Below are 24,292 nucleotides of genomic sequence, written 5' to 3'. Positions count from 1 at the left end.
CAGCATGAACATCATCAACGCACGGCTGCGCGGCAAACCTGGTCTGTTCCGCATCGAACTGAACGCCGAGCGCATTGCCGCCATCGTGCCGCAGGCCGAGGTGGTGGCGCCCGTTCCCGCCCATGATCTGGACGCAGGGCAAAACCTGGTGGTGGCGCCCTTTGTCGAGCCGCATATCCACCTCGACGCCACACTGACTGCCGGCGAACCCCGGTGGAACATGAGCGGGACCCTGTTCGAAGGCATCGAATGCTGGGCTGAGCGCAAGGAAATCACCACCCATGAAGACATCAAGACACGCGCGAAAAAGACCATCGGCATGCTGGTGGACCACGGAATCCAGCATGTGCGCACCCACGTCGATGTGACCGACCCGAAACTCACCGCGCTCAAGGCCATGGTCGAGGTGCGTGACGAAGTACGCGAGCTGGTCGACCTGCAGATTGTCGCCTTCCCGCAGGAGGGGATCGAGTCGTACGCCAACGGCCGGGCGCTGATGACCGAAGCGGTGGCCATCGGCGCCGATGTGGTCGGCGGCATTCCGCATTTCGAGAACACCCGCGACCAGGGCGTGTCGTCGGTGAAGTTCCTGATGGATCTGGCCGAGCGTACCGGTTGCCTGGTGGACGTGCACTGCGACGAGACCGATGACCCGCAATCACGTTTTCTTGAAGTGTTGGCCGAAGAGGCCCGGGTGCGCGGCATGGGTGCCCGGGTGACGGCCAGCCATACCGTGGCCATGGGCTCGTATGACAATGCGTACTGTTACAAGCTGTTCCGCCTGCTCAAGCTGTCGGGCATCAACTTCGTGTCGTGCCCGACCGAGAGCATTCACCTGCAGGGGCGCTTTGACAACTACCCCAAACGCCGTGGCGTCACCCGTGTTGCCGAGATCGACCGTGCCGGGATGAACGTGTGCTTTGGCCAGGACTCCATCGTCGACCCGTGGTACCCGCTGGGCAACGGCAACATCCTGCGCATTCTTGAGGCCGGCCTGCACATCTGCCACATGCTCGGCTACGAAGACCTTCAGCGTTGCCTTGACCTGATCACCGATAACAGCGCCCGCACCTTGAACCTGGGCGAGCGCTACGGCATCGAGGTGGGGCGGCCGGCAAACCTGTTGCTGTTGTCGGCGCCTGACGATTACGAAATGGTGCGCACCCAGGGGCATGCACTGGTGTCGGTACGCAATGGCAAGGTGCTGATGCAGCGTACGCCGGCGCAGGTGCAGCGTTTGCTCTGACTTCGCTATGGGTTCAGGTGCTCAGTGCCGGGCAGCGATACGCCGGCCAGCGCGGTGCGCATGGCGGTCAGCCAGCCTTGGTCCTGCAGCAGTGCCAGCCGCTGCCCGGTGAGCGCCGAGAGGACCAGCATCAGGCCATCGTTGCTCGGCAGGCCCTTGGAAGGGTTGTCATAAAAACCGGTTGAAAGCTTGACGGTGAAGGTAGGGCTGCCTTCGATGTAGGCCGATTTCACGCAGCAGTCACCGTTCGCCGCTTGAAATGCGAAGGCCTGCACGGGCGGTACCTGGACCTTGCCGCTGGAGTAGGCGATGAAGCCTTCTTCCAGCAGGCTAACCGCCAGCTCCGGGTTGAAGCTGGCGGTGATCTGCGCCTTGCTGAAGACTTTCATTGAACGGCGTCGAGGAATTTTTCCAGCACGATGTTACGGCCGCACAGGATCACTGCGACACGCTTGCCCTGATAGCGCTCGGCGAGCTTTTGCATGCCGGCGACCGCAACCGCTGCAGCGCCTTCGATGATCCAGCGTTCATTGCTGGCGATAGCGCGCATGGCGGCGCGAATTTCGTTTTCGCTGAGCAGTACGGTATCGGTGAGCAACGCCTGGCACAGTGGCAAGGTGATGGCGCCGGGCTCGACGCCGCCAGCTGTGCCGTCCGACAGCGTTTCGCGGGCGTCCACCTCGACAATCTCTCCGGCCTTGAGGGATTGCTCCAGTGCAGGATCATTCGCCGGCCAGCAGCCGATTATCTCGGTACCCGGCTTGAGCACGCGCAAGGCGGCAGCGATGCCGGCAATCATCCCGCCACCGCCGACGGCGGCAAACACCGCGTCCAGGTCGGGTGCCTGCTCGAACAACTCCATGCCGATGGTGCCCTGGCCGGCAATGACTTGCAGGTCGTTGTAGGGGGACACGAACGGTACACCCTGAGCCTTGGCTTGCCTGCCTGCCTCCAGCTCTGCACTTAGCGGGTCCGTGGGCAGGCAAAGCACTTCGGCGCCCAGCGCACGCATCGCCTCCAGTTTGTATGGTGAGGCGGAAGTGGCGGTGTAGACAGTCACTGGCACGCCAGCCGTTTTGCCGGCCAATGCGAGTGCCTGCCCATGGTTGCCGGAAGAAGCAGCGATTACCCCATGCTTGCGTGCTTCGGTCGGCAGCAGGCGGATCTTGTTGCTGGCGCCACGGAACTTGAACGACCCCGTGTGCTGCAGGTGTTCGCATTTCAACAAGACTTCGCAGCCGGTCAAAGCCGACAACCGGGCGCTGTAGGTGAGCGGTGTGATGCTGACGGCTGGGCGCAGTGCGCTGTGTGCTTCCTTGATGGATTCGTACAGTGCATCGAGGTAAAGGCTGTCGACAAAGGTCGGTGAAGCTGTAAAGACTGGCATGCTGCGCTCCATATGGAATATCTGTCTACGATAGAACAATTGTCCATGGTAGACAAGTGCGCGAGCACAGCCGGTGGCGGCGTTCTGTCGGTCAAGGGCGCGCTAGGTCTTCAGCTCCTTCAGGTACTTGTACACGGTGGCCCGGCCCATGCTCAGCACGTTGGCGACATAGTCAGCACCACTTCGTCCTTCGAACGCGCCTTCGGCGTGCAGTGCCTGCACGAGGCTGCGCTTGTCCTTCATCTGCAGTGTCTGTAGCGAGAGGTTGCGCGCTTGCAGCCACGCATGCAGAAAAGTGTTGATACGTTCCTGCCAGTCGTTGCGGAACAGCGAGTCAGGTTGCGGTACCAGCCGGCCCATCTGGAAGAACGCATCGAGCGCGACACGGGCTTGCTCCAGTACCGACACGTTCAGATTGATGCACATCAGGTGCTCGGCTTCGCCCTCTGCGTTGCGCAGGACGGTACTGATAGACCGGACCTTCTGGCCGTTCCAGTTGAGCTTCTCGTACGGGCCCAGGTTGGCGCCGTCAAGCACATCGCCCAATTCGTGCTCGATCGCCGAATCATCGCCCAGCTTGCGCTGGGAGAAGTTGTTGGCGATGTGCACCACCGTCTGGCTGCGCAGGTCATGGACGATGACTTCAGCGTGCGGGTACAGCAGCAGGGCGATGCTGTCGGCGATTGCCTTGTAGTTTTCCAGGTTCATTTTCTGTCGGTGATCAGTGCTGGACGCCCATGGTGGCGGCAAAGCGTAACCGGCACAAGGTCGTGCGCCTGCGGCTTCCGTACGGCTGGCTGCGTCGAAAACAACAGCATTTTGCTTATCACATGCGATAAGCCGTGATTATTCCGCCTGAGGAAATGTTTGCAGGCATGGTGAATTATCGCCATAATTAGTACGTAATTACATGGTACATAACACAGTACAAAATCGTAGGAGCAAGCATGGCCCGGGGCGGTATCAACAAGGTGGTAGTGCAGCAGGCGCGTCAGGCGCTGATTGCCCGGGGCGAGAACCCCAGCATCGATGCCATACGTATCGAGCTGGGCAATACCGGCTCCAAAACCACGATCCACCGCTACCTGAAGGAGTTGAACGGCCAGCAACCGGTGGCTTCTGAAGGCGGCGTGGCGCTGAGCGATGTGCTTAGCCGCCTGGTCGGGCAATTGGCAACCCAGCTGCAGGACGAAGCCGACCTGAAGATCGAGCAGGCGCAGAGCACGTTCACTCAACAGCGGGAAAAGCTGGAGGCGCAGTTGGAAATCGCCCAGCAGGCCTTGGCCGCTGCACATCAGCAGCACAAGATCGATGCAGCGGCATTGGCCGCCGAGACAGAAAAGCTGTTGTCCACACAAAGCACGCTGCAAGCCGAACAGCTACGCAGTGCCAGCCTTAACCAATCGCTGGGTGAGTTGCAGGTGCGCCTGGCCGACAAGGACGAACAGGTCAAGTCGCTGGAAGACAAGCACCGCCATGCCCGTGATGCCCTGGAGCACTATCGCAATGCCAGCCGTGAACAGCGCGAGCAGGAACAGCGCCGCCACGAAGCGCAGTTGCAGCAGATGCAGGTGGAAGTGCGTCAGTTGCAGCAGGGCATGATCGTCAAACAGGACGAACTGACCCGCCTGCACCGGGATAACGAGCGTTTGCTGGGTGAGCACCGTCAGGCGGCCAGTGAGTGCCGGGCGCAGGACGAGTTGCTGGAACAACGCGATGCGCAGATTCAGGGTTTGCGCACGATCCTGGCCCAGGCCCAGGGCGCCAGTGAGGAAATGCGCCGGCAGCTGGATGTGCAAGCGCAAAGCCTGGAGAACAGGCGCGATGTGTGCGCTGAACAGGCGCGGCAGTTGCAGCGGTTTGAGGAGCAGCTGAAGGAACGTGACCAGGCACTGGCGCAATGTCGCGCGCAACTGGCCCCCGTAGCAGATTAATCAAACTTTCCGTGGCTGGCGCGTTCTTCCTTTGACACTCACGGGAGAAAACGCCATGCATTATTCAGAGCCAGTACGCAAAGAGGGGCCTCACTCGACGGAGCAGGCGGATAAACCGGACGACCTTGGATTCGACCCTGATTCCCCGGATGTCGACGACCCACAGGTGGATCCGCAAGGGCCGGCCAAGGCGCCCAGAGACATTGAAAAGGACAAGTGAATGCGCTTAGGCCCAGCCCGCTCAAGCAGAGCCCCTGCTAGCTCATTGAGCTAGCAGGTTTCCCATAAGAGCGGCCATATGGCGCGACGCGCGGGTATTCAGGATTCGGCTTGTCGCGCAGCTTCGACACCCGACGCCGACAGCTTGATCGGGTAGTGCACGCTGATCTGGTGGTCACTTCCCACCACCACGCTGCCGTCGTGGATCAGGCCGGCTTCCTGCAGTGTCTTGAGCATGCCGGCCACCGCTTTCTCACCGCGGTAGTTGTCCAGCACTTCCTTGCCCAGCCCTTCAGGGTGCGCATGCAGCAGGCGGGTAAGCACTTCGGTTTTCAATGCATCGTTACTCATGGGGGGCCTCACTTGGCGTGCTTGGCCTGAAGCGCCTTGGCATGCTCCAGGTGCTGTTCGAGTTTGGGCAGGGTTTCGCTGGCAAAGGCCTTCAGCTCGGCCTTGTCGGACGATGCAGCTTCTTTCTTGAACAGTTCCACCGCTTTTTCGTGAGCGTCGACCTGGTTGTTGAGGTACGACTTGTCGAACGATTCATCACGCCATTCCAGGATCATTTTCTTGACCTTGTCGGTCATGGCTGCCTCGTCCGGAACGGAAATGTCCAGCTTGCGGGCGATGTCGCCGAGTTTCTGGTTGGCCTGGGTGTGGTCAGTGACCATTTGCTGGGCGAACGTCTTGATTTCGGCATTCTGGCTTTTTTCCTTGGCCAGGTTGCCGGTGACCACTTCGGCAATGCCGGCCTCGGTGGCCGCATCGACGAAGTCGTCGGAGCTCGCCGCCAGTGCGTGCACCGATGCCAGGCCCAACACCATGGAGAAACCAACGCGCTTGATGAAGAGATTGCTCATGCTTCACTCCTTAAACCGTGGCGCGACCTCAGTGTCGCTTACAGTTGAGGGTGAGGGTGAGGCAAAGGTTTAATCTTTTTTGCCGCCGGTTTCGTCTGTCCGACGCTGAACTATAGTGAAGGGCGGCGAACGCGGTATGGCCAGGGACTCCAATGTGCGCAGCCAGGAAACAGGATGACGACGGACTTTTCACGCTAACAGGCGAGGGCCGCGCCGTGGCGCTGTTCCGCCTGGTACTGGCTTTCATGTTGGCCGTGATGCTTGCATTTGTGCTGGTGGAAGGCTGGCGCATCTGGCGTGACTACCGGCACGCGTACAGCAATGCCGAGAACATGGTCAGCAACCTGGCCCGGGCGACGGCGCAGCATGCCGAGGACGCTATCCGCCAGGTCGACGCCATTACCGCTGCCTTGGCCGAGCGGCTGGAAGGCGACGGTTTCGAGCACATCGACCGGCCGCGCCTGCATGCCTTGCTGGTGCAGCACAAACGCATCATGCCGCAACTGCACGGGCTGTTCGTTTACGGCCCGGACGGTAGCTGGATCGTCACCGATCAGCCGGCAATCCCGCCCAACGCCAATAACGCCGACCGCGACTACTTTGCTTACCATCGCAACCACACCGACCGGGGGGTACGTATCGGTTCGGTGGTACGCAGCCGTTCGACAGGCGATCTGATCATTCCTATTTCCAGGCGCCTGGAATATGCCGACGGCAGCTTCGCCGGTGTATTGCTGGGCACCATCAAAGTGGAATGGTTCGTGCGCTATTACGGCGACTTCAAGATCGACGAACGCGGTGCGCTGGTGCTGGCCAAGCGTGACGGTACCATCCTGGTGCGGCGCCCGTTCGTGGCACAGGTGGTAGGCCGCAGCCTGGCCAATAGCGAGATCTTCCGTAATCACTTGCCGTATGCCGCAGAAGGCGTAGCCGAGGCGGTCGCGGTGATCGATGGCACGCCGCGGCTGTATGGCTATCGCGCGTTATCGAGCTACCCGCTGGTAGTGGAGGCGGGCTTGTCGCGTGAGTCGATCGTCGCGCCTTGGCGGCATGATGCAATCAAATCGGTGGCGGTACTGTTGCTGTTACTGGTCGGGCTGGCCGCGTTCGCAGGTGTGGTGCTGCGCCAGTTGCGCGAGCGCATTGCCATAGAGCGGGCGCTGCTCCAGGCACATCAGACCCTGAAAGCGCTGGCCTTGACCGACAGCCTGACCGGGCTGGGTAACCGTCGCCGGCTGGATGCGGTGTTCGAGTCAGAGCTGCGCCGGGCACGCCGCCAGGGGTATTCGCTGGCGCTGGTGATGCTCGACCTTGATTACTTCAAAGCCTATAACGACCACTACGGGCACCCGGCAGGCGACCAGTGCCTGCGGCGCTTTGCCGAAGTGCTGCAACAGGCCTTGAAGCGGCCTGCCGACCTGGCTGTGCGCTATGGTGGCGAGGAGTTCACGCTGTTGTTGCCCGACACCGATGGCCGTGGGGCAGAGGCGCTGGTGCAGGAGCTGCAGCAACTGTTACGCCGCCAGATGCTGGAGCATGCGGCCAGCCCATTGGGACGGGTATCGTTCAGTGCGGGGATCGCAGTGGGTGACCTGGCGCGGGAGGGCGTGACTGCCGAGGCGCTGGTCGCGGCGGCAGATCGGGCGTTGTACCAGGCCAAACAGCAGGGACGGGACCGGTATAGCGTGGCGGGGAGTGTGGTGCTGGGTGTGGATTCGTGATCTGGCGTTGCGCCCCCAGCGGCTAATGAGCAAGGCAGAGGCGCATTGCACATCGCCCTTGCAGACCGGGAACGTGCTCACTGGCAAGCATGCCCCGCAGTCGTTCGGCCCGCAAGCCGGGCGCACGCAAACCCCGCAATGCGCCCAGCCGGATCCTCTGCCACCCAGAATCTCTTTCCATAGGCGGCGACGCGCGACGCATCGGCAGGTGCCATGCCTGGCACCGCCTGGGTCATCAGCACGAACAGGCAGGCACCGGTACTCACCAGCGCATTGGTGCGCAGCCCTGTCAGGCGTTGGCGCAATTGCCGTTGGGCACCGATCAGTGCTCCGAGTAGCAGGGCCATGCTGACGCGCAGCAGAAATACTTTCCAATCCATAGCAAACCTCTTCCGCAGGCAGACGCCCGCATGAACGCCATCAGTTGGCGTGGTTGAAAAACCAGAAAAATGCGCAGGACCACGAGGAGGGGAGAAGAAGCGGGGGTTACAGGAAACCACCGTCTTGCCAGAGCGGCCAGACAGTGCAGGACACTGCCGGGCTAGCGCGCCACGTGGGCCTGTCGCAAGCGACTGGGGCTACTGTCCAAGGCAGGTCTCCTGTTGAGGAAGGCAAAATTGCGTCGCGGACCATACGCCGCGCTGCAGAGCAGGTCAAGGGTGAAAACATGACGATGGCTTCATCCGTGAGTGGCCTGCAACCCGTCACGCCCGCATGGAAAAAAACCTGGGCAGCCGGTACCCTTGCGCCTCCCTTTGCCATCCACCGGACCGTTCCATGCTGTTCAATCTCGCCGTATTGTTCGGCACCCTGGTGGCCATGGAGGGCGTTGGCACGCTGGCTCACAAGTACATCATGCATGGCTGGGGCTGGTGGCTGCACCGCTCGCACCATGAGCCACACCTGGGCATGCTCGAAACCAACGACCTGTACCTGCTGGCTTTGGGGCTCATCGCCACAGCGCTGGTCGCCTTGGGCAAAAGTGGTTATGCACCGTTGCAGTGGGTGGGTGGCGGCGTGGCGGGGTACGGCATGTTGTATGTCGTGGCCCACGACGGCTTCTTTCACCGGCATTGGCCGCGCAAACCACGGCCGCTCAACCGCTACCTCAAGCGCCTGCACCGTGCGCACCAGTTGCACCACGCGGTGAAGGGGCGCACGGGGAGTGTGTCGTTCGGGTTTTTCTATGCGCCGCCGTTGAAGGTGTTGAAGCAGCAGCTTCGGCGCGAGCGCGGTCAGCCATAACGACCCGGGCGGTTGACTCGGCCCCTTGTAGGAGCGGCCTTGTGTCGCGATGGGCTGCGAAGCAGCCCCAGGATTTCTGCACAAATGCACAGATGGCCGGGGCTGCTTCGCAGCCCATCGCGACACAAGGCCGCTCCTACAAAGGGCAGTACAGGTCTGACACCATCAATTTGCGGTTTCACCCTCGGGCTGCGCGGCCACATGCCCGCGGCTGACCCACCAGCCAAACCCCGCCGCCGTGAAGAACATGATCAGGCTGTACAGCGCCGCCGGCACCGCCATGGTTGCGTTGTTCAGCAATGAGGGGCTCAGCGCCAAGGCAATCGCCAACGTGCCGTTGTGAATGCCGATTTCCATGCCGATGGCAATTGCCTGGCGCTTGGGGATGTTCAACAGGCGCGGCACCCAGTAGCCCACGGCCAGGCTCAGCAGGTTGAACAACAGCGCAGCCAGGCCCACCACCGGAGCGTACTCGACCACGGTCTGCCAATCCTTGGCCAGCGCCAGGACAATGGTAAAGGCCAGGAACAGTGCCGCCACCAGTTTCATCGGTTTCTGCATGCGTGCGGCAAAAGCAGGGGCGTAACGGCGAATCAGCATACCCAGGGCGACCGGCAGCAGGACAATCGCAAATACCTGCAAGACCTTGGCAAACTGCAGTGGAATGGCTTGGTCCGAGGCCATGAACCAGCTCAGCGACAAGTTCACCAGCAACGGCATGGTCAAAATCGCGATCAACGAGTTGACGGCCGTGAGCGTGATGTTCAACGCCACATCGCCATGGGCCAGATGGCTGAACAGGTTGGCCGTGGTACCACCCGGCGAAGCGGCCAACAGCATCAGCCCCACCGCCAGGGCCGACTCCAGGCCAAAGCCGTTGGCGATCAGGAAGCACACCAGCGGAAGCAGCAGAATCTGGCAGGCCAGGCCCACCACCACTGGCTTGGGGTACTTCACCACGCGAGCGAAGTCGGCCAGGGTCAGCGACAGCCCAAGGCCGAGCATGATGATGCCCAAGGCAAGCGGCAGAAAGGCGGTGAGCAAGGGCGAGGCAGTCATGGGCAGGCTCTCGGGCGAAGGATCTCGAGCAGTGTAGGTCGGCCCTGATTGATAGCTAATCGCAAAGGGCCAGCTATTGGTAACCGTTTGTTACCAACTGCGGCAATTGGCGAGGCTGCATGCCGCATTGCAGCAGGCCTGCCGGCGCAGTAGCATTCCGCTTTTATCCGAGGATTAGCCTGTCATGCCGTTCCAGAAAGGGCTGCTTGCCACCCCGGTGCCGGCCCATGCCCGTCACCTGTTTTTCACCCTGCAATCGCCCGAGGCGCTGCCTGCCGCTCTGGATGCCTTGCTGCCGCAGGTCGATGGCGACCAGCTGATCCTGGGTGTCGGTGCACCGCTGGCCAAGGCCCTGGGCCGTGCTGTGCCTGGCCTGCGAGCTTTCCCCCTGCTGGACGCCGCCGTGGAGAACCCGAGCACCCAGCACGCGCTGTGGCTGTGGCTGCGCGGTAACGAGCGCGGCGATCTGCTACTGCGCGCCCAGGCCCTGGAGCACGCGCTGGCACCGGCCCTGCGCCTGACGGACAGCGTTGACGGCTTCCTGCACCGTGGCGGCCATGACCTGACGGGCTACGAAGACGGCACCGAAAACCCGGTGGACGAAGACGCTGTGCAGGCGGCCATTACTGCCGACGGCGCCAGCTTTGCGGCGTTTCAGCTGTGGAAGCACGACCTGGAGTACTTCAAGTCGCTGCCCCAGGCTGACCAGGACAACATCATCGGCCGCCGCCTGAGCGACAACGAAGAGCTCGACGACGCCCCCGAGTCTGCGCACGTCAAGCGCACCGCCCAGGAAAGCTTTGACCCCGAAGCGTTCATGGTCCGTCGCTCGGTGGCCTGGACAGACCAGCGTGGCGCCGGCCTTGCCTTCGTTGCCCTGGGCCACAGCTTCGATGCATTTGAAGTACAGCTGCGGCGCATGAGCGGCCTGGAGGACGGCATCATCGACGGCCTGTACCGCTTCAGCCGGCCACTGACCGGTGGCTATTACTGGTGCCCGCCGATGGGCGAGACGGGTGTTGACCTGAGCCTGCTGCTGGCCTGATCACTAAACATCCAGATACAGAAACGCCTGCCGGCACGGGATAGTGCGGCTAGCCTTGAAAGTTTCCGATTCATGACGGGAGCTTTTCCATGTACGCACGTCGTGATGTCCTACGCGCGGGTGCCACGCTGGGGTTGCTGGCCGCCGTCAGCCCCTGGCTGCACGCCGCCACCCCGGCGGGTTTGCTGACCCGCAAAGTGCCGTCCACCGGTGAGGCGTTGCCCGTGATCGGTGCCGGTACCTCTGGCAGTTTCGAGGTAGAACCCGACTCGGCCCAGTATCAGCAGTTGAAGGCGGTGCTCAAGGCGTTTTTCGAAGGGGGCGGCCGGGTGATCGACACGTCCCCCAACTACGGCGGTGCCGACAGCATTCTTGGCCAGTTGCTGGAAGAGGGCGGTTGGCACCGGCAATGCTTCATTGCCACCAAGATCGCCGCCGACAGCCGTGCCGACGCCGAAGCGCAATGGGCCGGCAGCCTGAAGAGCCTGCGCACCGACAAGGTCGACTTGCTGCAGATCCACAACTTGCGTGACTGGCAGACCCAGCTGCCCTATGCCCGCGAGCTGAAGCGGCAGGGCAAGACCCGCTATGTCGGCATAACCCATTACCTGAACAGTGGCCAAGACGAAGTCGCCCGTATCGTGCGCAGCGAGCCGCTGGACTTCATCCAGATCAATTACTCGGTCAATGCTCCCGACGCTGCCCGCGAACTGCTGCCGCTGTGCCAGGACAAGGGCGTTGCGGTGCTGATCAACCGGGCCTTCGATGATGGTCGCCTGTTTGCCAAGGTCAAGGACCAGGCCTTGCCGGGCTGGGCCGCCGAAGCGGGCATTGGCAGCTGGGCGCAGCTGTTTCTCAGGTTCGCCATCAGCCACCCGGCAGTGACCACGGTCATCCCTGCTACCGGCCGGCCCGATCGCCAGCTCGACCAGCTCAAGGCCGGGCATGAACCCCTGCTCACCCAGGCGCAGCAACAGGCGCTGATCAAGCAGTTTGCCTGAGATCATGCAAGGCTGGCGGCGGCGCCTTGACCAAGGGCTGAACATCCAGCCCGGCGAAGGGCCGGCGGTAATCGCCGGCTTGCTGCTGTTCTACCTGCTGTTCACTGGCTACTTCATGCTGCGCCCGGTGCGTGAAACCATGGGTGTTGCTGGCGGCGTGGACAACCTGCAATGGTTGTTCACCGGCACCTTCATCGCCACCTTGGCGTGCCTGCCGCTGTTCGGCTGGCTGGCATCCAGGGTGCAACGCAGGCACATCCTGCCTTGGACCTACGGTTTTTTTGCCAGCAACCTGTTGTTGTTCGCGGCGCTGTTCGCCGGTAACCCGGACGGTCTATGGGCAGCCAGGGCCTTCTACATCTGGTTATCGGTGTTCAATCTGCTGACGATCTCGCTGGCCTGGAGCGTGCTCGCCGACCTGTTTTCCACCGCGCAAGGCAAGCGGCTGTTCGGCCTGCTGGCAGCCGGGGCCAGCCTGGGCGGGCTTAGCGGCCCGATCCTCGGCGCCCTGCTGGTAGCACCGTTGGGCCATGCCGGGCTGCTGGTGCTGGCGGGGGCATTTCTGCTGGGCAGTGTCGGTGCGGCGCTGTTTCTGCAACACTGGCGAGCGCGCCACCCCTTACCAGAGCAGGCCGAGCGCGGGGGCTCGCGGCCCTTGGGCGGCAACCCGTTTGCCGGCGCTACCGCCGTGCTGCGTTCCCCGTATCTGCTGGGCATTGCCCTGTTCGTGGTGTTGCTGGCCAGCGTCAGCACCTTCCTGTATTTCGAGCAAGCGCGCATCGTCAGTGAAACTTTTACCGACCGTACCCGGCAAACCCAGGTATTCGGCCTGATCGATGCAGTGGTGCAGGCCTTGGCGATTCTTACCCAGGTATTGCTCACCGGGCGCCTGGCTCGGCGCTTGGGCGTGGGGGTGTTGCTGGTGGCCGTGCCGCTGGTGATGGCCGCAGGCTTCCTGTGGCTGGCCCTGGCCCCGGTGTTCGCGGTTTTCGTGGTGGTAATGGTGGTACGCCGAGCCGGCGAATACGCGTTGGTGCGGCCAGGGCGGGAGATGCTGTTCACCGTGCTGCCGGCCGAGGACAAGTACAAAGCCAAGAACTTCATCGATACCGTGATCTACCGTGGCGGCGATGCCCTGAGCGGCTGGGTCAAGCGTGCGCTGGATGTGATGGCCGACCACCCGCAACTGGCGATGCTGATTGGCGCAGTGCTGGCCCTGGGCTGGGCTGCCACCGGTCGCTGGCTGGGCCGCCAGCAGGCCCGCATGGATAGCCCGCCGCACGACTGACAGGTGCACCAAATATGGGCTCGCCGCTTATTTAACGCCACCGGTCCGAACCCTTCGCAATAAAACGAATCCCGCGATATCGCCGAACTCCGAATCTGTGTACGGCAGCCTGCCGTGCATTCCGAAGTCATACGAGGTTTGAACACCATGGCCACTAAAGACAACAGCCGTACCGGCAATCAACAAGGCAGCCAGGGCGGTAACAAGAACCCAGGCAACTTCGCCAACGATCGTGAGAAGGCTTCCGAAGCAGGGCGCAAGGGCGGCCAGTCCTCGGGCAGCAATACGCCAAACGATCGCGAGTCGGGCCGCAAGGGCGGCCGTTCGTAAATGACCGACGCGCAGTGCCGGGGCTACCTGGCACTGCAATCAGCCAAAGGGGAGTACCCATGCGACTGACTCCATTCATCATCCTGATGGGCTCGCTGACGTTGGTCGGCGGCTGTTTCGACCGCGACAACGACCACCCGGGCAAGGATTCGGACCCAAGCAAGCCATCGCTGCAGATGCAGCAACCCGATACCAAACCGGCACCGCAGCCTGCACCCGACCCAGAACCGATGCCGGGGCAGAAACCGAGCCAGTAGGCCCACGAGGAGCACGGCATGAGGGTGATGAACCGCGACACCGCTCCAATTTTGCCAATGGCCGCCGAGCGGTCCAGCCTGCAACAGCGCTATCAGGCAATGCTGACAGGCCACGATGACGGCAGCGCCGCATGGCTCGACGAACAACTTTCACGTGCTGCACGCTTGCCGGATGACCTGCCTGACTCACCTTCGAAATTGCCAGCCTGGAGCGCGAGGTGCGCTGCCGATGTCGCCGCCGGCTATGCCGACTACCTGGAGCAACGCCGGCAAGGCGCACCACGTCGCTTCTTTACCAGCCGCGCCCATGCGTTGTGGTTTCTGCAACAGGTTGCACCGACCAAAGCGGTGGATGGAGCCTGGCTGCACGGCACGCTGCACCACTGGAGCGACCCACGTTTCCACGGTTTGATCCGGACTTACCTGGAAGAGCTTGGCAATGGTGACCCGCGTTGCAACCATGTGCTGATCTACCAGCGTCTGCTAGGCCGCCTGGGGTGTGTAGAGGCGATGCCACTGGACGATTCACGGTATCTCCAAGGCAGCCTGCAGCTGGCCCTGGGGCAGCATTGCAACACACACCTGCCCGAGGTCATTGGCTATAACCTCGGCTATGAACAACCACCGCTGCACCTGCTGATCACCACCAACGAGCTGGCAGAACTGGGCATCGACGGCCATTACTTCCAGTTGCATGTGACGATCGACAATGCCGCCAGCGGCCACGCTCAGCTATCGCTTCAGGCCCTGCGCCAGCTCAGCCCCCAGCACAACCAGCAAGCGTTCTACGACAGAGTGCGCAACGGTTATCGCCTGAACGAGCTGGGTATTGCGGCAGCTGACCTGATCCGCCAGTTCGACCTGCAGGATGAACTGTTCGCAGCCCTGGAACGCAAGCGCGTTTACGGCCAGTTCATGCATGCCGACCGCTGCCGCCTGCAACAGCGCACTATCAATCAGTGGCTGGCCACACCTGGCGCCATGCCCGAGTTCGTTGCCGCGTTGCAGGCCCAGGGCTGGATCGTGCGGGGCCAGGACCCGGCCCACAGCCGCTGGTGGAAGCTGATCGAAGGGCCGGCGGCGGTGATGTTCGGCGTGTTCAACAGTTACGAGAAACAACTGTGGCACGACTGGATCGCCGACACCTGGCGGCCCGCGATCCGCCGCGTAGCGCCCGGTAGCTGGGGCCTGCCCGAATCCCCGGGCGAATCACAAGGCGAAATGCCCAGTGAAGCACCCGCCGCGTTGATAGGGCGCATGGCCGGCAACCGCCATGCCACACCTGAGGGCCTGGCGGCGACCCGGGCATACATTCGCACCACCGGGCTGCTTCAGGAGGAACCCCGCTGATGATGCTTGATGCCACACAAGTCGAGGCCGACCGGGCGTTGCTGCAACTGGGCCAGCGGTTACGCGCCGACGGCTACCGATTTACCTGCGTGACACCCGCGACCCACAGCCGCGTCAATGCCCGCGACGGTTCCGGACAGGCCAGCAGCTTGCGCGACGTGTTCGGCTGGAGCCGACCTTTCGCCCCAGGCCTCGTATCAAATGATGAACTTGAGTTGCTCGAACGCGCGCAGGTGCTGGTCCCAAGGGGCGAACTGCTGGGCAGTTCGGTGCGCTGGTCAAGCCTGGACGACCTGCTGCTGGTGCATTCAGCGTTCCCCACCGAGGCCAGTGATGCGGTGTTCTTCGGCCCGGACAGCTACCGCTTTGCCCAGGTCATCCACGAGCATCTGCAGCACAACCCCAGGCCGGTCGAGCATGCAGTCGATATCGGCTGCGGCACAGGGGTGGGTGCGTTGCTGATCGCTCGCGCCGCCCAGTGTGCGCAGGTCAGCGCCGTGGACATCAACCCGTTGGCGTTGCGCTACGCCACGATCAACGCAGCGTTGGCAGGGGTGAGCAACGTATCGGTAGCGCCCAGCGACGTGCTGGACGGCGTCAGCGGTACGTTCGACCTGATTGTCGCCAACCCCCCTTACATGCTCGACCGCAGCGCCCGCACTTACCGCCACGGCGGTGGCGCGCTGGGCGCCGAACTGTCGCTGCGCATTGTTGAGCAGGCATGCGAACGCCTGACCCGCCACGGCACCCTGCTGCTATACACCGGCGTGGCCATTGTCGATGGCCGCGACGCCTTTCTCGAAGCTATCCGCTTGCGCCTGGCGGGGCCACAATGGGCCTGGGTGTACCGCGAGATCGACCCTGACGTGTTTGGCGAGCAACTGGCCGAACCCGGCTACGAGCAGGTCGAACGCATCGCCGCCGTGGCGCTCACGGTAACCCGTCATCGCTGAGGTAACATGGCCCGGGCCTGCACGTTTGGCATCGAGGAGGAATACCTGCTGGTGAGGCTGGGCTCGGGCCAGATCCCGCCGACACCGTCAGCTGCGGTAATCGGGCGTTGTCGCGAAGCGCTGGGCGAATATTTTGCCCAGGAAATGTTCCGCAGCCAGATCGAGCTGGCCTCGCCGGTGTTTACCCATCTTCACGAAGCGCGTGAGTTCTTCCAGCACAGGCGGCAGCGGCTGAGCATGACGCTGGCAGAGGAGGGCATGGGAATTTACGGCGCAGCCAGCCACCCTAGCGCCGCCTGGCTGCGGCAGAAGGCCGCTGCCCCGGCGCATTACCAGCAACTGTTCGACGATTACCGGCATGTAGCCCAGCGAAGCCTGCTCAACGGCCTGCATGTGCACGTTGGGGTTCCGCCAGGTTGTGACCGCATGCAACTGATCAACCGTTTGCTGGTCTGGCTGCCGTTGTTGCTGGTGCTGAGCACCTCATCGCCCATGTGGGCTGGCCAGCGTACCGGCTACATGAGCTACCGCCGAGTGATTTGCGGGGAATGGCCGCACATGGGGTTGCCCGAGGCCTTGCCGGACTGGGCTGCCTATGAACGCTATCGCGCCCTGTTGCAGCGAACCGGTGCACTGGCTGTGGATGGCGACTTCTGGTGGGCCATTCGGCCTTCGCGGCGCTTCCCGACCGTGGAGTTGCGTATCTGCGATGGCTGTCCGCAGCTGGAGGATGCACTGTGCATCGCCGCGCTGTTTCGCCATTTGGTGGAGCACGCCATTACCGGTCGCCATGACCTGTTGCCCAGTAGCCGCGAACTGCGCTGGATCGCCCAGGAAAACTATTGGCGCGCCATGCGCTATGGGCGCCATGCACAATTCATTGGTATGTACGAGCAACAGCCAGTCACGGCCGAGGGCTGGCTTGGCCAGTTGCAGGAGCAGGTGCCGGTCGACAGCGTGGATGCCGAACGGGCCTGCCAGCATGCCCGGCAGCTGCTGCGCGACGGCACCCATGCCGACCAGCAGTTGCACTGCCTGGCACAGGCCATCGAGGGCGGGCTCGGCAAGGTACAGGCGCTGCAGGCCGTGGTGGCGGCCGGGACTTGCAATTAGCCGGGGTTGGCCGACAATGGCCGCGCCCCTTGCAGCCACGCGGAAACACCTGCTCCATGATGCTGATCAAGCAATTCCCCGACATTTCCCTGGATGACACGCTGTTCGTCTTCGCCCTCGAGGCCGAGGCTGGCGATGTCTTCACCGAGGTGAACACCGTGTTCACCGGCATTGGCAAAGTCAATGCGGCGATCGCACTGACCAAGGCGATTGCAACCCGCAGGCCCAGACTTATCGTCAACCTTGGCTCGGCTGGCAGCCAGCGTCATGGCAAGGGCCAGGTGGTGTGCTGTAACCGTTTCGTACAACGCGACATGGACGTGACACCGCTGGGCTTTGCCCGTTACGAAACCCCCTTGTCGGATATCCCGGTAGTCCTGGAGCATGGCGCAGCAATCCCCGGCCTGCCTCTGGAAACCTGTGGCAGCGGTGACAGCTTCGAAATCAACCATGGCGACGCGCCTTATGACGTGGTCGACATGGAAGCCTATGTGCTGGCGTTGATCGCACGCGCCGAAGGCACTCCGTTTGTGTGCCTGAAGTACATTTCCGATGATGCCGGCAGCGATGCCGCCGGGGATTGGGCGGTGCAGGTGCACCTGGCGGCCGAGGCGTTCAAGCGGGTGCTGTTCAGCCAGGTGTGACCAAGGCTGATCACACCTGTGCCTGCAACCCCGCCAGATAATCACCAAACCCCTCGCGGGCGCGGCTGTCGAGGCGGCTGCTGGTGGCCACGCTGTGCCTGGCGGTCCAGACAATCTGCGCGCCACTGGCCTGAAGGTCGCTGACCAGCTGCACATCTTCATGCGCCGCGAGGGGCTGGAAGCCACCCACGCGTTGATAGGCAGCAGCACACACACCCAGGTTGGCGCCGTGTACATGCCGATGGCCTTCCCGCGCTTCATAGCGGCTCTGGTACAGCTTGCGCAGGGCAGCTTTCTGCCAGGGTTGCCAATACTCGACATGCACGGTACCGCACACCACCTCGGCGCTGCAGGCCAGCTGCGACACCAGCCAGTGCGACGGCACCTGGCTGTCGGCGTCTGTGCACGCCAGCCACTGCGCACCACATTCGACCATGTGCGCCGCTCCTACCCGGCGAGCCATGCCGACATTACCGGCATCAACCTCCAAAACCTTCACGCCGAACCGCCGCGCCACGGCGGCGCTGCCATCGCTGCAACGGTCCAGCACCACCAGTACTTCCACCTGGTGCCCCAACTGCTGCGCTTGCGTGGCAGCGATCAGCACCGCCCGCAGGCAGCGCCCCAGGCGGCGGGCTTCGTTGTGCGCCGGGATGACCACGGCAATCATGGGCAGGTCTCATCCAGGTCGACCACGCTGGGCTGGCAGGACCAGTATTCCAGCACGAAATCTGCCTCCTCATGCCGGAACTGCTGATGCAGCGGCAGGTGCCGGGCCAGCATGCGGTGCACCTCCCGGCCGTCCTGTGGGCAACCCACTATGGGGTGCTTCCAGTGGCAGGCCAGAAGGCCGCCGTCGTAGGTCAGGCTGGCCACCGATTGCTCGAGGACCTGCAGCCAGTCTGTTGGGTCGAGGTAGTAACCGACTTCGCTGAGCACGATCAGATCGAAGCGCCCGCCCGGCCAGTCCGCCGGTAGCCGGGCCATTTCCACCGAGGCGTTGGGCACATCGGCAAGGCGCTCGCGGGCCAGCGCTACGGCCGTCGGGTCCAGGTCCTGGCACAGCAGGTCGGCGCAGCGGTCAGCCAGCAGCGCACTGAGCTCGCCATTGGCACAGGCTGGCTCGAACACGCGCTGATAGCACTGGCGTGGCAGGCTGGCCATCACCAGCTCGCGTTTGCGCTTCTCGTACCAACGGGTGCGAAAAGCCCAGGGGTCTTCGTTAGTGGCATACAGCTCGGCGAAATATTGCGGATCGAGGCTCATGACAGCTCCACTCACAGGAACACCAGTTCGAAAGGTTGCAGCAGACATTCCATCAGCCGGGCTGGCAGCACTGGCGGCTGCTCAGCGTCCGGCTCCAGCTGGCTGACGTGGGCGGCCAAGGCCTTGCGCTTGCGGGCCAAGCGGCTTTCATCAAGTTGCAGGCGGTGCGCACGGGGCCATGGCAGGCGCGGGTCATCGGGCGCAGCCCAGTGCCAGGCCCAGACCGGCACCTCGGCCAATTGCACCTGGCGGGCGGCGGCCGCGTGTGCCGCCGCACGGCCAACGGCCTCGTGATCGCAATGGCCATCGTTACGCCAAGTGGCCATCAACAGATCATCGGGCCGCAGCAACTGGGTGAGGTGACTGACCAGGAATGCCTCTTCGCGCGGCAACTGGCCGTCCTTCAGGTGCAGCCTGCGCCAGTCCAGATGGGCGAGGTCCAGGTCAAGCTGCAACAGGGCCTGGCGGCTTTCCTGCGGACGCTGCCGGCGCAAGCGGTGTTCGGTCCAGTGGCTGGAGCCGGGGTGACTTCCTTCACCGTCAGTGGCGGAAATCAGCATCAGTTCATCCTCACGGCCCTTGAAGCCGGCCAGTAGACCGCCTGCCATGAGAATTTCGTCGTCCGGATGCGGTGCAATCAACACCAGCCGGCGCCCCGGTGGGCACAGTTGCAATGGATCGAGCCAAGTAGCGCGCGCCAGGTGGGCACCTTGCTGCCAGTCGGCCCACGGTGTGCCACTGGCAGACTGGATCAGGTTCTCGCTCATAGCTGCCATACCCCCGCCGGCAGTTGGGCCAACTGCTGGCCCAGCTCCGCCAGATCGCGCTCAGCGTGGCTCTGGCGCATAAATACCGGCAAATCAGCGATCAGACGGGCAAAATGGCTGCTGCGGCAGAACGGCGTGGCGCCCAACGCACGCCCAACGTGACTGATCACGCGTTCCACGGCCTGTTCCACCTGGGCACGCGTGCGGCGTACTTCGAAACTGGCATCTACCCCTGGCTGCCGGTCGATCCAGGCGGCGCATTCGCGCAGCGCAGCCCGGGCACCGTACAACGCAGCATCCACTGCGCCCAGGTGCGCATCGGCATGGGGGTCGGGGCGAGGCTTGCGGCAATGTTCGCGCAGGTAGTCTGCCAGCGCCTCGGCCGCACCGTACCAGCAGGCAGCGATGCCCGCGCCGCCGTGCCAGAAACCAGGGCGGGCAAGGTATTGGCCTGGCATGCCGATGAGGGTGCCTGGCGTGTCGTCGAATGTCACCTCGACGCTGGCGGTAGTAGCCATGCCCACCGCTTGCCAATCTTCGATAGACAGGCCCTGGCTCGGGTGCGATAGCTCGATCGCCACCAGTTGCGGCTGGTCCGACTCATCCCAGGCGGTAATCAACGCCCGGTCGATCTGCAAAGCCCCGGAACACCAGGCCTTGCGGCCCTGCAGGCGCACCTGGTCACCTTCGCGCGCCGTGATCTGCGCGCGGGCATCGGGCGGCTCGGCGGCCCACACGCCCCAGATGCCGTCGGCGGCGTGGTGCGCCGCGCCGCACTCAGCCAGGATCGCCAGGGCATCGGTGTGGCCCTCATAAAGCTTGGCCAGCGCCAGGTCGCAGCCCGCCACCCGTGCCAGGGTCTGCCAGCGGCGCAACGTGTTGCCTTGCCCCGGCAGTGGCAGCAGGTCGAGATGGTCGGCTTGCAGCGCCTGGATCAGCTGCGGCAGCTGGGTATCGAGGTTGAGCGGTTGCTGGCGCTCGCCAAAGGTACGTAACAGGCGGTCAAGGGTGGTCAGGTTGAAATCCTGAATAATACTCATGGGCGTGTCTCCAGGTTCATATCCAATCGCCGGTGCGCCATCACTTCAGCCCCAGTTGCTTGCGCATGTGCGCGGTAATGGTCTGGCGTACCTTGCCCATGTCGGCCCACGGGTCATCGACTTCCGCCAGGCGCTCGCGCAGGTTGGCGATGTTCCATTGGTTGGCAGCCTTGATTTGCGCCAGTTCCTCGCGCCAGATCGGTACCGATACCGGTAGCCCATCACGGGCGCGCAACGAGTAGGCGCAGGCCGTGGTGGCGCCTTTGCCGTTGCGCAGGTAGTCGATGAAGATCCGCCCCACGCGGTTTTTCGGCCCCGACACCGCACTCAGGCGGTCCGGGAACAGCTTGGCCAGGTAATCGACAATGGCGTGGCTGAAGTCCTTGACCTCGTCCCAGCCCGCCCGCCGGGTCAACGGCACGACCAGGTGAATGCCCTTGCCTCCACTGGTTTTCAGGAACACCTTCAGGCCCAGCTCGTCGAGCAGGGTGAGGGTAAGCTGGGTGGCCTCCAGCATGGCCTTCCAGGGCAGCGCGGGGTCAGGGTCGAGGTCGAGGACGAAGCGGTCTGGTTTGTCGAAGTCCTTGTCGGTGGCGTTCCAGGTGTGCAGTTCGAGCATGTTCATCTGCACGGCACCCAGCAGGGTGTCCGGGCGATTGATGACCATCGCCGCCTGGCCGGCCTCGGCCTTTTCGTAGCTGACGACGTTAGGTATGTGCAGCTGGCCTGCGTTTTTCTGGAAGAACAGCTCGCCGGCCAGGCCGTCCGGGGCCCGCACCAGCGCCACCGGGCGTTGCTTGAGCTGGGGCAGGATCCACTGGCTGACGCTGGCGTAATACTCGGCGACCTCGCGCTTGGTCACGCCGGTGGTGGCGTCGATCACCCGGTCCGGGTGGGTCAGGCGCAGCTCACCCAGGTTTTCAGGCGCCTTCGCCTGCTTGTTGCTTTTGGGCACGGTCTTGGCGGGCATGGCGCGCTCCAGGTCAATGGCAGTGGCCGCCTTGTCATCGCGCAGGCCATGGAACACCGAGTGACGCACAATGCCGTCACGGGTCATCTGGGCATAGGCGACTTCGGCCAGCAGCTGCGGTTGCAACCAGTGCACACCTCGCGCTTCGGCACCGGTAGGCGGCTTGGCCAAGGCTGGCTTGGCGATTTGCAGGGGTTTGAGCCGTGCATGAATGCTGGCCAGGGTGGTGGTGCTGAAGCCGGTACCGACCTTGCCGGCGTAGCGCAACTCACCGCTTTCGTTATAGTGCAAGGCCAGCAGCAGGGCCCCGAAGCCGCTGCGGCTGCCTTTGGGGTCTGTGTAGCCGACGATCACGAACTCCTGGCGTTGCTTGCACTTGAGCTTGACCCAGTCCGGGCTGCGACGGCCGCTGTACAGGCTGTCTGCCCGCTTGCCGATCAGGCCTTCCAGCTCAAGCCGGCAGGCGCTGTCGAGCAGGGACTCGACGGGCTGGTTAAAGTCTGCGGAGAACTTGAGTACACCTGACTCATCGTGCTCAAGCAGTTGGCGCAAGGTGTCGCGCCGGCCCTGCAGCGCTACTTGGCGCAAGTCCTGCCCACCCAGGAACGGCAAGTCGAACAGGTAATAGGTGATGTTTTCGTCGTGCTCGGTGTCGAAGGCATTCTGCAACGCCTGGAAATCGGCTGCGCCATTCTCGTCAGCCACTACCATTTCACCATCGAGCCAGGCCGAATCGATGCCCAGCTCGCGCAAGGCGGCGACCTGCCGGGGCATCTTGCTGCTCCAGTCATGGCCATTGCGGGTGAACAGGCGAATGTCCTTGCCGTCGATACGGGCCAGGATACGGTAGCCGTCGAACTTGACCTCGTAGCGCCAGTCACCACTGGGTGGCGTGTCGACCAAGGTGGCCAGCTGCGGCTGCAGCTGTGCAGGCAAGGGCACTTTCGGGCCTTTACCGGTGCGTTTACGGCTGGCGCGCGGTGCGGCAGCCTTTTTCGCAGCGGCCTTGCGCGGTACCAGGGTACGGTCGCTGAGTACGCTGTCGGGCTGGGCCTCGACGATACTGTAGTCGGCCTCGCTGCGTGCCTGGTCATCGTGCGATTTCACTAGCATCCATTGCTCTTTCTTGCCGTCCAGGCGGGTACGAAACAGGTTCCATACGCCGCTGAGCTTTTCGCCCTGCAGGCGGAAACGCAGTTTGCCTTTGGCGTAGGCCTCCTGCGCATCGCCTTCGGGCTCCCATATGCCGCGATCCCACACAATTACATCACCGGCGCCATAGTGGCCTTCGGGGATATGCCCCTCGAAGTCGGCGTAATCCAGCGGGTGGTCCTCGACGTGTACGGCCAGGCGGCGCACTTTAGGGTCCAACGAGGGCCCCTTTGGCAGCGCCCAGCTTTTCAGGGTGCCATCCAGTTCCAAGCGGAAGTCGTAGTGCAGGTGGCTGGCGTCGTGCTTCTGGATGCAGAACTGCAGCGCATGCGCGCGCTTGCCACGGCTACGCTTGCCGCTGGGCTCGGGCGTGGCGTTGAAGTCGCGCTTGCGCGCATATTCCTGCAGGGGCTTGGCCATGGCGGTTTCCGGGCAGTTCGCAGTCTCTAAGGTGGGAGGCGCCGCGCGGGGTGGTAGTTCAAAAAACTCTGAATCTTCCACAAGCCCGCGCAGTCGACTTAATGAAGCCACCTGACGGAGAACGCACATGGCACGCGCAAATGAACCAAAGCCGTATATCCCCCCTGAAATCGACGATACCGAAGACCGCATGGGCAGCGTCCATGAGCTCGACTTCGATGAACGCCTGGACGACCGTGAAGGCCGTGTGGGCGACGAGCGACCGGCCGATGAAGTCGCCCGGGAGTTTCCACCTCGGCGCGTGGCCGAAAGCGGCATGACCGGGGGCGAGGCGCTGAGCGACAGCCTGCATGAGGACAATGTCACCTATGACGACCTGAGCCCGGATACTTTGCTGGACGAAACCGGTGCCCGCGACCCACACGAACCGGGTGGCAGCGGTGGCCCGGCAGACCAGAGCTTGCGGCAGGTGGACGCCGACGAGATCGGTGGCGGCATGGGCCTGGACGAGGCCGAGCTGGCGCGATCTGCACCGCTGGATGGCGTGCCCTGGACCGACGACGTGATTGACGACGAGGAGAGCAAGCCATGAACGAACAACGCTGTGCCTGCCCGCATTGTTCCTGCACCGTGGATGCCACCGCCTTGCAGCGCGACGGCAAGGCCTATTGCTGCGAAGCCTGCGCCAGCGGGCACCGCGGTGGTGAGGCGTGCCGGATGCAGGACTGCCATTGTGGCGAAAAGCCGGGGGAGAGTGCGACAGACAATCCCGTGAATGAAACAATGCGGGGCTGATGCAGGCACTGCACCTGTGGGAGCGGGTTTACCCGCGAAGGCTACAACGCGGTGGATGGCACCGGCGTTGCCGGTGTTCGCGGCTAAAGCCGCTCCCACAATGTGGACTGCCCCCGAAAAGTTGGACAGCTTCAGCTAGCAGCCTCAGCAGCATGGGCCCTGTATTTCACAGGGCTCATGCCATTGAGCTTTAGCTTGATACGGTCATGGTTGTAGTAGTGGATGTACTC

General features: G+C 63.2%; 26 protein-coding genes and 3 pseudogenes. 16 read left to right on the top strand and 13 right to left on the bottom strand.

Annotated elements, in window-relative coordinates:
* Positions 1–4 precede the first annotated feature (4 nt).
* Complete coding sequence (gene codA, locus JOY50_RS26610; RefSeq protein WP_132840870.1) at positions 5–1,246, top strand: cytosine deaminase; 1,242 nt, start codon at positions 5–7, stop codon at positions 1,244–1,246.
* Between the two features lie 41 nt (positions 1,247–1,287).
* On the opposite strand, the pseudogene JOY50_RS26605 reads toward codA, so the two are convergent.
* The 3 genes and pseudogenes from JOY50_RS26605 to JOY50_RS26595 all read right to left on the bottom strand — a co-directional run.
* A pseudogene (locus JOY50_RS26605) lies at positions 1,288–1,635 on the bottom strand (ornithine cyclodeaminase family protein); the annotation flags it as partial.
* Positions 1,632–2,633 (bottom strand): threonine/serine dehydratase, encoded by a 1,002-nt coding sequence (locus tag JOY50_RS26600; protein WP_243056085.1) that lies wholly within the window; start codon positions 2,631–2,633, stop codon positions 1,632–1,634. The pseudogene JOY50_RS26605 and the gene JOY50_RS26600, both read right to left, overlap by 4 nt.
* 102 nt (positions 2,634–2,735) lie before the next feature.
* Positions 2,736–3,341: a transcriptional regulator gene (locus JOY50_RS26595; protein ID WP_132840875.1), complete on the bottom strand. Its 606-nt coding sequence runs from the start codon at positions 3,339–3,341 to the stop codon at positions 2,736–2,738.
* A 239-nt stretch (positions 3,342–3,580) separates the two neighbouring features.
* Here JOY50_RS26595 and JOY50_RS26590 point away from each other — a divergent pair, with 239 nt between their 5' ends.
* Positions 3,581–4,567 carry a DNA-binding protein gene (locus tag JOY50_RS26590; RefSeq protein WP_132840878.1) on the top strand — a complete coding sequence of 329 codons (987 nt, stop codon included), beginning with the start codon at positions 3,581–3,583 and terminating at the stop codon, positions 4,565–4,567.
* Positions 4,568–4,622: 55 nt separating this feature from the next.
* The gene (locus JOY50_RS26585) at positions 4,623–4,787 is read left to right on the top strand and encodes a DUF6021 family protein (RefSeq protein WP_243056084.1); all 165 of its coding nucleotides are present in this window, start codon (positions 4,623–4,625) and stop codon (positions 4,785–4,787) included.
* A gap of 98 nt (positions 4,788–4,885) precedes the next feature.
* Here the strand turns inward: JOY50_RS26585 and JOY50_RS26580 are convergent, their stop codons facing one another.
* Together JOY50_RS26580 and JOY50_RS26575 are read right to left on the bottom strand one after the other, a co-directional pair.
* Positions 4,886–5,137, bottom strand: a complete 252-nt coding sequence (locus JOY50_RS26580) for a hypothetical protein (RefSeq protein WP_028614004.1) — start codon at positions 5,135–5,137, stop codon at positions 4,886–4,888.
* 8 nt (positions 5,138–5,145) lie between these two features.
* Positions 5,146–5,646, bottom strand: coding sequence for a DUF4142 domain-containing protein (locus tag JOY50_RS26575; RefSeq protein ID WP_028614005.1), 501 nt, complete (start codon positions 5,644–5,646; stop codon positions 5,146–5,148).
* Positions 5,647–5,798: 152 nt separating this feature from the next.
* Here JOY50_RS26575 and JOY50_RS26570 point away from each other — a divergent pair, with 152 nt between their 5' ends.
* Positions 5,799–7,367, top strand: a complete 1,569-nt coding sequence (locus JOY50_RS26570; protein ID WP_138736365.1) for a sensor domain-containing diguanylate cyclase — start codon at positions 5,799–5,801, stop codon at positions 7,365–7,367.
* Positions 7,368–7,546: 179 nt separating this feature from the next.
* Here JOY50_RS26570 and JOY50_RS26565 read toward each other — a convergent pair.
* Positions 7,547–7,747, bottom strand: a pseudogene (locus JOY50_RS26565) (MgtC/SapB family protein); the annotation flags it as partial.
* Positions 7,748–8,144: 397 nt separating this feature from the next.
* Between JOY50_RS26565 and JOY50_RS26560 the strand changes: the two are divergent.
* Positions 8,145–8,612: a sterol desaturase family protein gene (locus JOY50_RS26560; protein ID WP_132840883.1), complete on the top strand. Its 468-nt coding sequence runs from the start codon at positions 8,145–8,147 to the stop codon at positions 8,610–8,612.
* A 165-nt stretch (positions 8,613–8,777) separates the two neighbouring features.
* On the opposite strand, the gene JOY50_RS26555 is transcribed toward JOY50_RS26560, so the two are convergent.
* On the bottom strand, positions 8,778–9,671 hold the full coding sequence (locus JOY50_RS26555) for a bile acid:sodium symporter family protein (RefSeq protein WP_019470745.1): 894 nt from the start codon (positions 9,669–9,671) through the stop codon (positions 8,778–8,780).
* A gap of 184 nt (positions 9,672–9,855) precedes the next feature.
* Here JOY50_RS26555 and JOY50_RS26550 point away from each other — a divergent pair, with 184 nt between their 5' ends.
* The 9 genes and pseudogenes from JOY50_RS26550 to JOY50_RS26510 all read left to right on the top strand — a co-directional run bounded on the left by JOY50_RS26550 (position 9,856) and on the right by JOY50_RS26510 (position 17,652).
* Positions 9,856–10,716 carry a Dyp-type peroxidase gene (locus JOY50_RS26550; RefSeq protein WP_132840885.1) on the top strand — a complete coding sequence of 287 codons (861 nt, stop codon included), beginning with the start codon at positions 9,856–9,858 and terminating at the stop codon, positions 10,714–10,716.
* A gap of 89 nt (positions 10,717–10,805) precedes the next feature.
* Complete coding sequence (locus tag JOY50_RS26545; RefSeq protein ID WP_138736367.1) at positions 10,806–11,717, top strand: aldo/keto reductase; 912 nt, start codon at positions 10,806–10,808, stop codon at positions 11,715–11,717.
* 4 nt (positions 11,718–11,721) lie between these two features.
* Positions 11,722–13,005 (top strand): NTP/NDP exchange transporter, encoded by a 1,284-nt coding sequence (locus JOY50_RS26540; RefSeq protein WP_132840956.1) that lies wholly within the window; start codon positions 11,722–11,724, stop codon positions 13,003–13,005.
* Between the two features lie 204 nt (positions 13,006–13,209).
* Positions 13,210–13,335 (top strand): annotated as a pseudogene (locus JOY50_RS26535) (general stress protein); the annotation flags it as partial.
* A 59-nt stretch (positions 13,336–13,394) separates the two neighbouring features.
* Positions 13,395–13,592 carry a hypothetical protein gene (locus JOY50_RS26530; RefSeq protein ID WP_132840890.1) on the top strand — a complete coding sequence of 66 codons (198 nt, stop codon included), beginning with the start codon at positions 13,395–13,397 and terminating at the stop codon, positions 13,590–13,592.
* 18 nt (positions 13,593–13,610) lie between these two features.
* Complete coding sequence (locus tag JOY50_RS26525; RefSeq protein WP_243056083.1) at positions 13,611–14,942, top strand: iron-containing redox enzyme family protein; 1,332 nt, start codon at positions 13,611–13,613, stop codon at positions 14,940–14,942.
* Positions 14,942–15,895, top strand: coding sequence for a class I SAM-dependent methyltransferase (locus JOY50_RS26520; protein WP_243056082.1), 954 nt, complete (start codon positions 14,942–14,944; stop codon positions 15,893–15,895). The genes JOY50_RS26525 and JOY50_RS26520 overlap by 1 nt, the downstream gene beginning before the upstream one ends.
* A 6-nt stretch (positions 15,896–15,901) precedes the next feature.
* Positions 15,902–17,008, top strand: coding sequence for a carboxylate-amine ligase (locus JOY50_RS26515; RefSeq protein ID WP_132840897.1), 1,107 nt, complete (start codon positions 15,902–15,904; stop codon positions 17,006–17,008).
* 56 nt (positions 17,009–17,064) lie between these two features.
* Positions 17,065–17,652, top strand: a complete 588-nt coding sequence (locus JOY50_RS26510) for a nucleosidase (protein WP_138736370.1) — start codon at positions 17,065–17,067, stop codon at positions 17,650–17,652.
* A gap of 10 nt (positions 17,653–17,662) precedes the next feature.
* Here JOY50_RS26510 and JOY50_RS26505 read toward each other — a convergent pair whose 3' ends face one another.
* The 5 genes from JOY50_RS26505 to ligD are packed head-to-tail and all read right to left on the bottom strand — an operon-like array spanning position 17,663 to position 23,267.
* On the bottom strand, positions 17,663–18,322 hold the full coding sequence (locus tag JOY50_RS26505; protein ID WP_132840903.1) for a glycosyltransferase family 2 protein: 660 nt from the start codon (positions 18,320–18,322) through the stop codon (positions 17,663–17,665).
* Complete coding sequence (locus JOY50_RS26500) at positions 18,319–18,918, bottom strand: bifunctional 2-polyprenyl-6-hydroxyphenol methylase/3-demethylubiquinol 3-O-methyltransferase UbiG (protein ID WP_138736371.1); 600 nt, start codon at positions 18,916–18,918, stop codon at positions 18,319–18,321. The genes JOY50_RS26505 and JOY50_RS26500 overlap by 4 nt, the downstream gene beginning before the upstream one ends.
* Before the next feature lie 11 nt (positions 18,919–18,929).
* Entirely contained in the window at positions 18,930–19,685 is a 756-nt protein-coding gene (locus JOY50_RS26495) for a PIG-L deacetylase family protein (RefSeq protein ID WP_132840908.1), read from the bottom strand.
* Entirely contained in the window at positions 19,682–20,725 is a 1,044-nt protein-coding gene (locus tag JOY50_RS26490) for an acyl-CoA dehydrogenase family protein (RefSeq protein WP_132840910.1), read from the bottom strand. Before JOY50_RS26490 ends, JOY50_RS26495 begins: the two co-directional genes overlap by 4 nt.
* A gap of 40 nt (positions 20,726–20,765) precedes the next feature.
* On the bottom strand, positions 20,766–23,267 hold the full coding sequence (ligD, locus tag JOY50_RS26485) for a DNA ligase D (protein ID WP_243056081.1): 2,502 nt from the start codon (positions 23,265–23,267) through the stop codon (positions 20,766–20,768).
* A 127-nt stretch (positions 23,268–23,394) separates the two neighbouring features.
* On the opposite strand from ligD, the gene JOY50_RS26480 reads away from it, so the two are divergent.
* Together JOY50_RS26480 and JOY50_RS26475 are read left to right on the top strand one after the other, a co-directional pair.
* Complete coding sequence (locus tag JOY50_RS26480) at positions 23,395–23,859, top strand: phosphotransferase system, HPr-related protein (RefSeq protein ID WP_243056080.1); 465 nt, start codon at positions 23,395–23,397, stop codon at positions 23,857–23,859.
* Positions 23,856–24,062 (top strand): metallothionein, encoded by a 207-nt coding sequence (locus tag JOY50_RS26475; RefSeq protein ID WP_132840917.1) that lies wholly within the window; start codon positions 23,856–23,858, stop codon positions 24,060–24,062. The genes JOY50_RS26480 and JOY50_RS26475 overlap by 4 nt, the downstream gene beginning before the upstream one ends.
* 131 nt (positions 24,063–24,193) lie before the next feature.
* Here the strand turns inward: JOY50_RS26475 and JOY50_RS26470 are convergent.
* Positions 24,194–24,292, bottom strand: a 99-nt coding sequence (locus JOY50_RS26470; protein ID WP_243055057.1) for an IS3 family transposase, incomplete at its 5' end; no start/stop codon positions are given.

This window comes from Pseudomonas sp. BP01, from assembly GCF_022760795.1.
Lineage (GTDB): Bacteria > Pseudomonadota > Gammaproteobacteria > Pseudomonadales > Pseudomonadaceae > Aquipseudomonas > Aquipseudomonas putida_Q.
The sequence above is the reverse complement of the archived record's forward strand: the minus strand, read 5'-3'. Positions and strand labels throughout refer to the sequence as shown.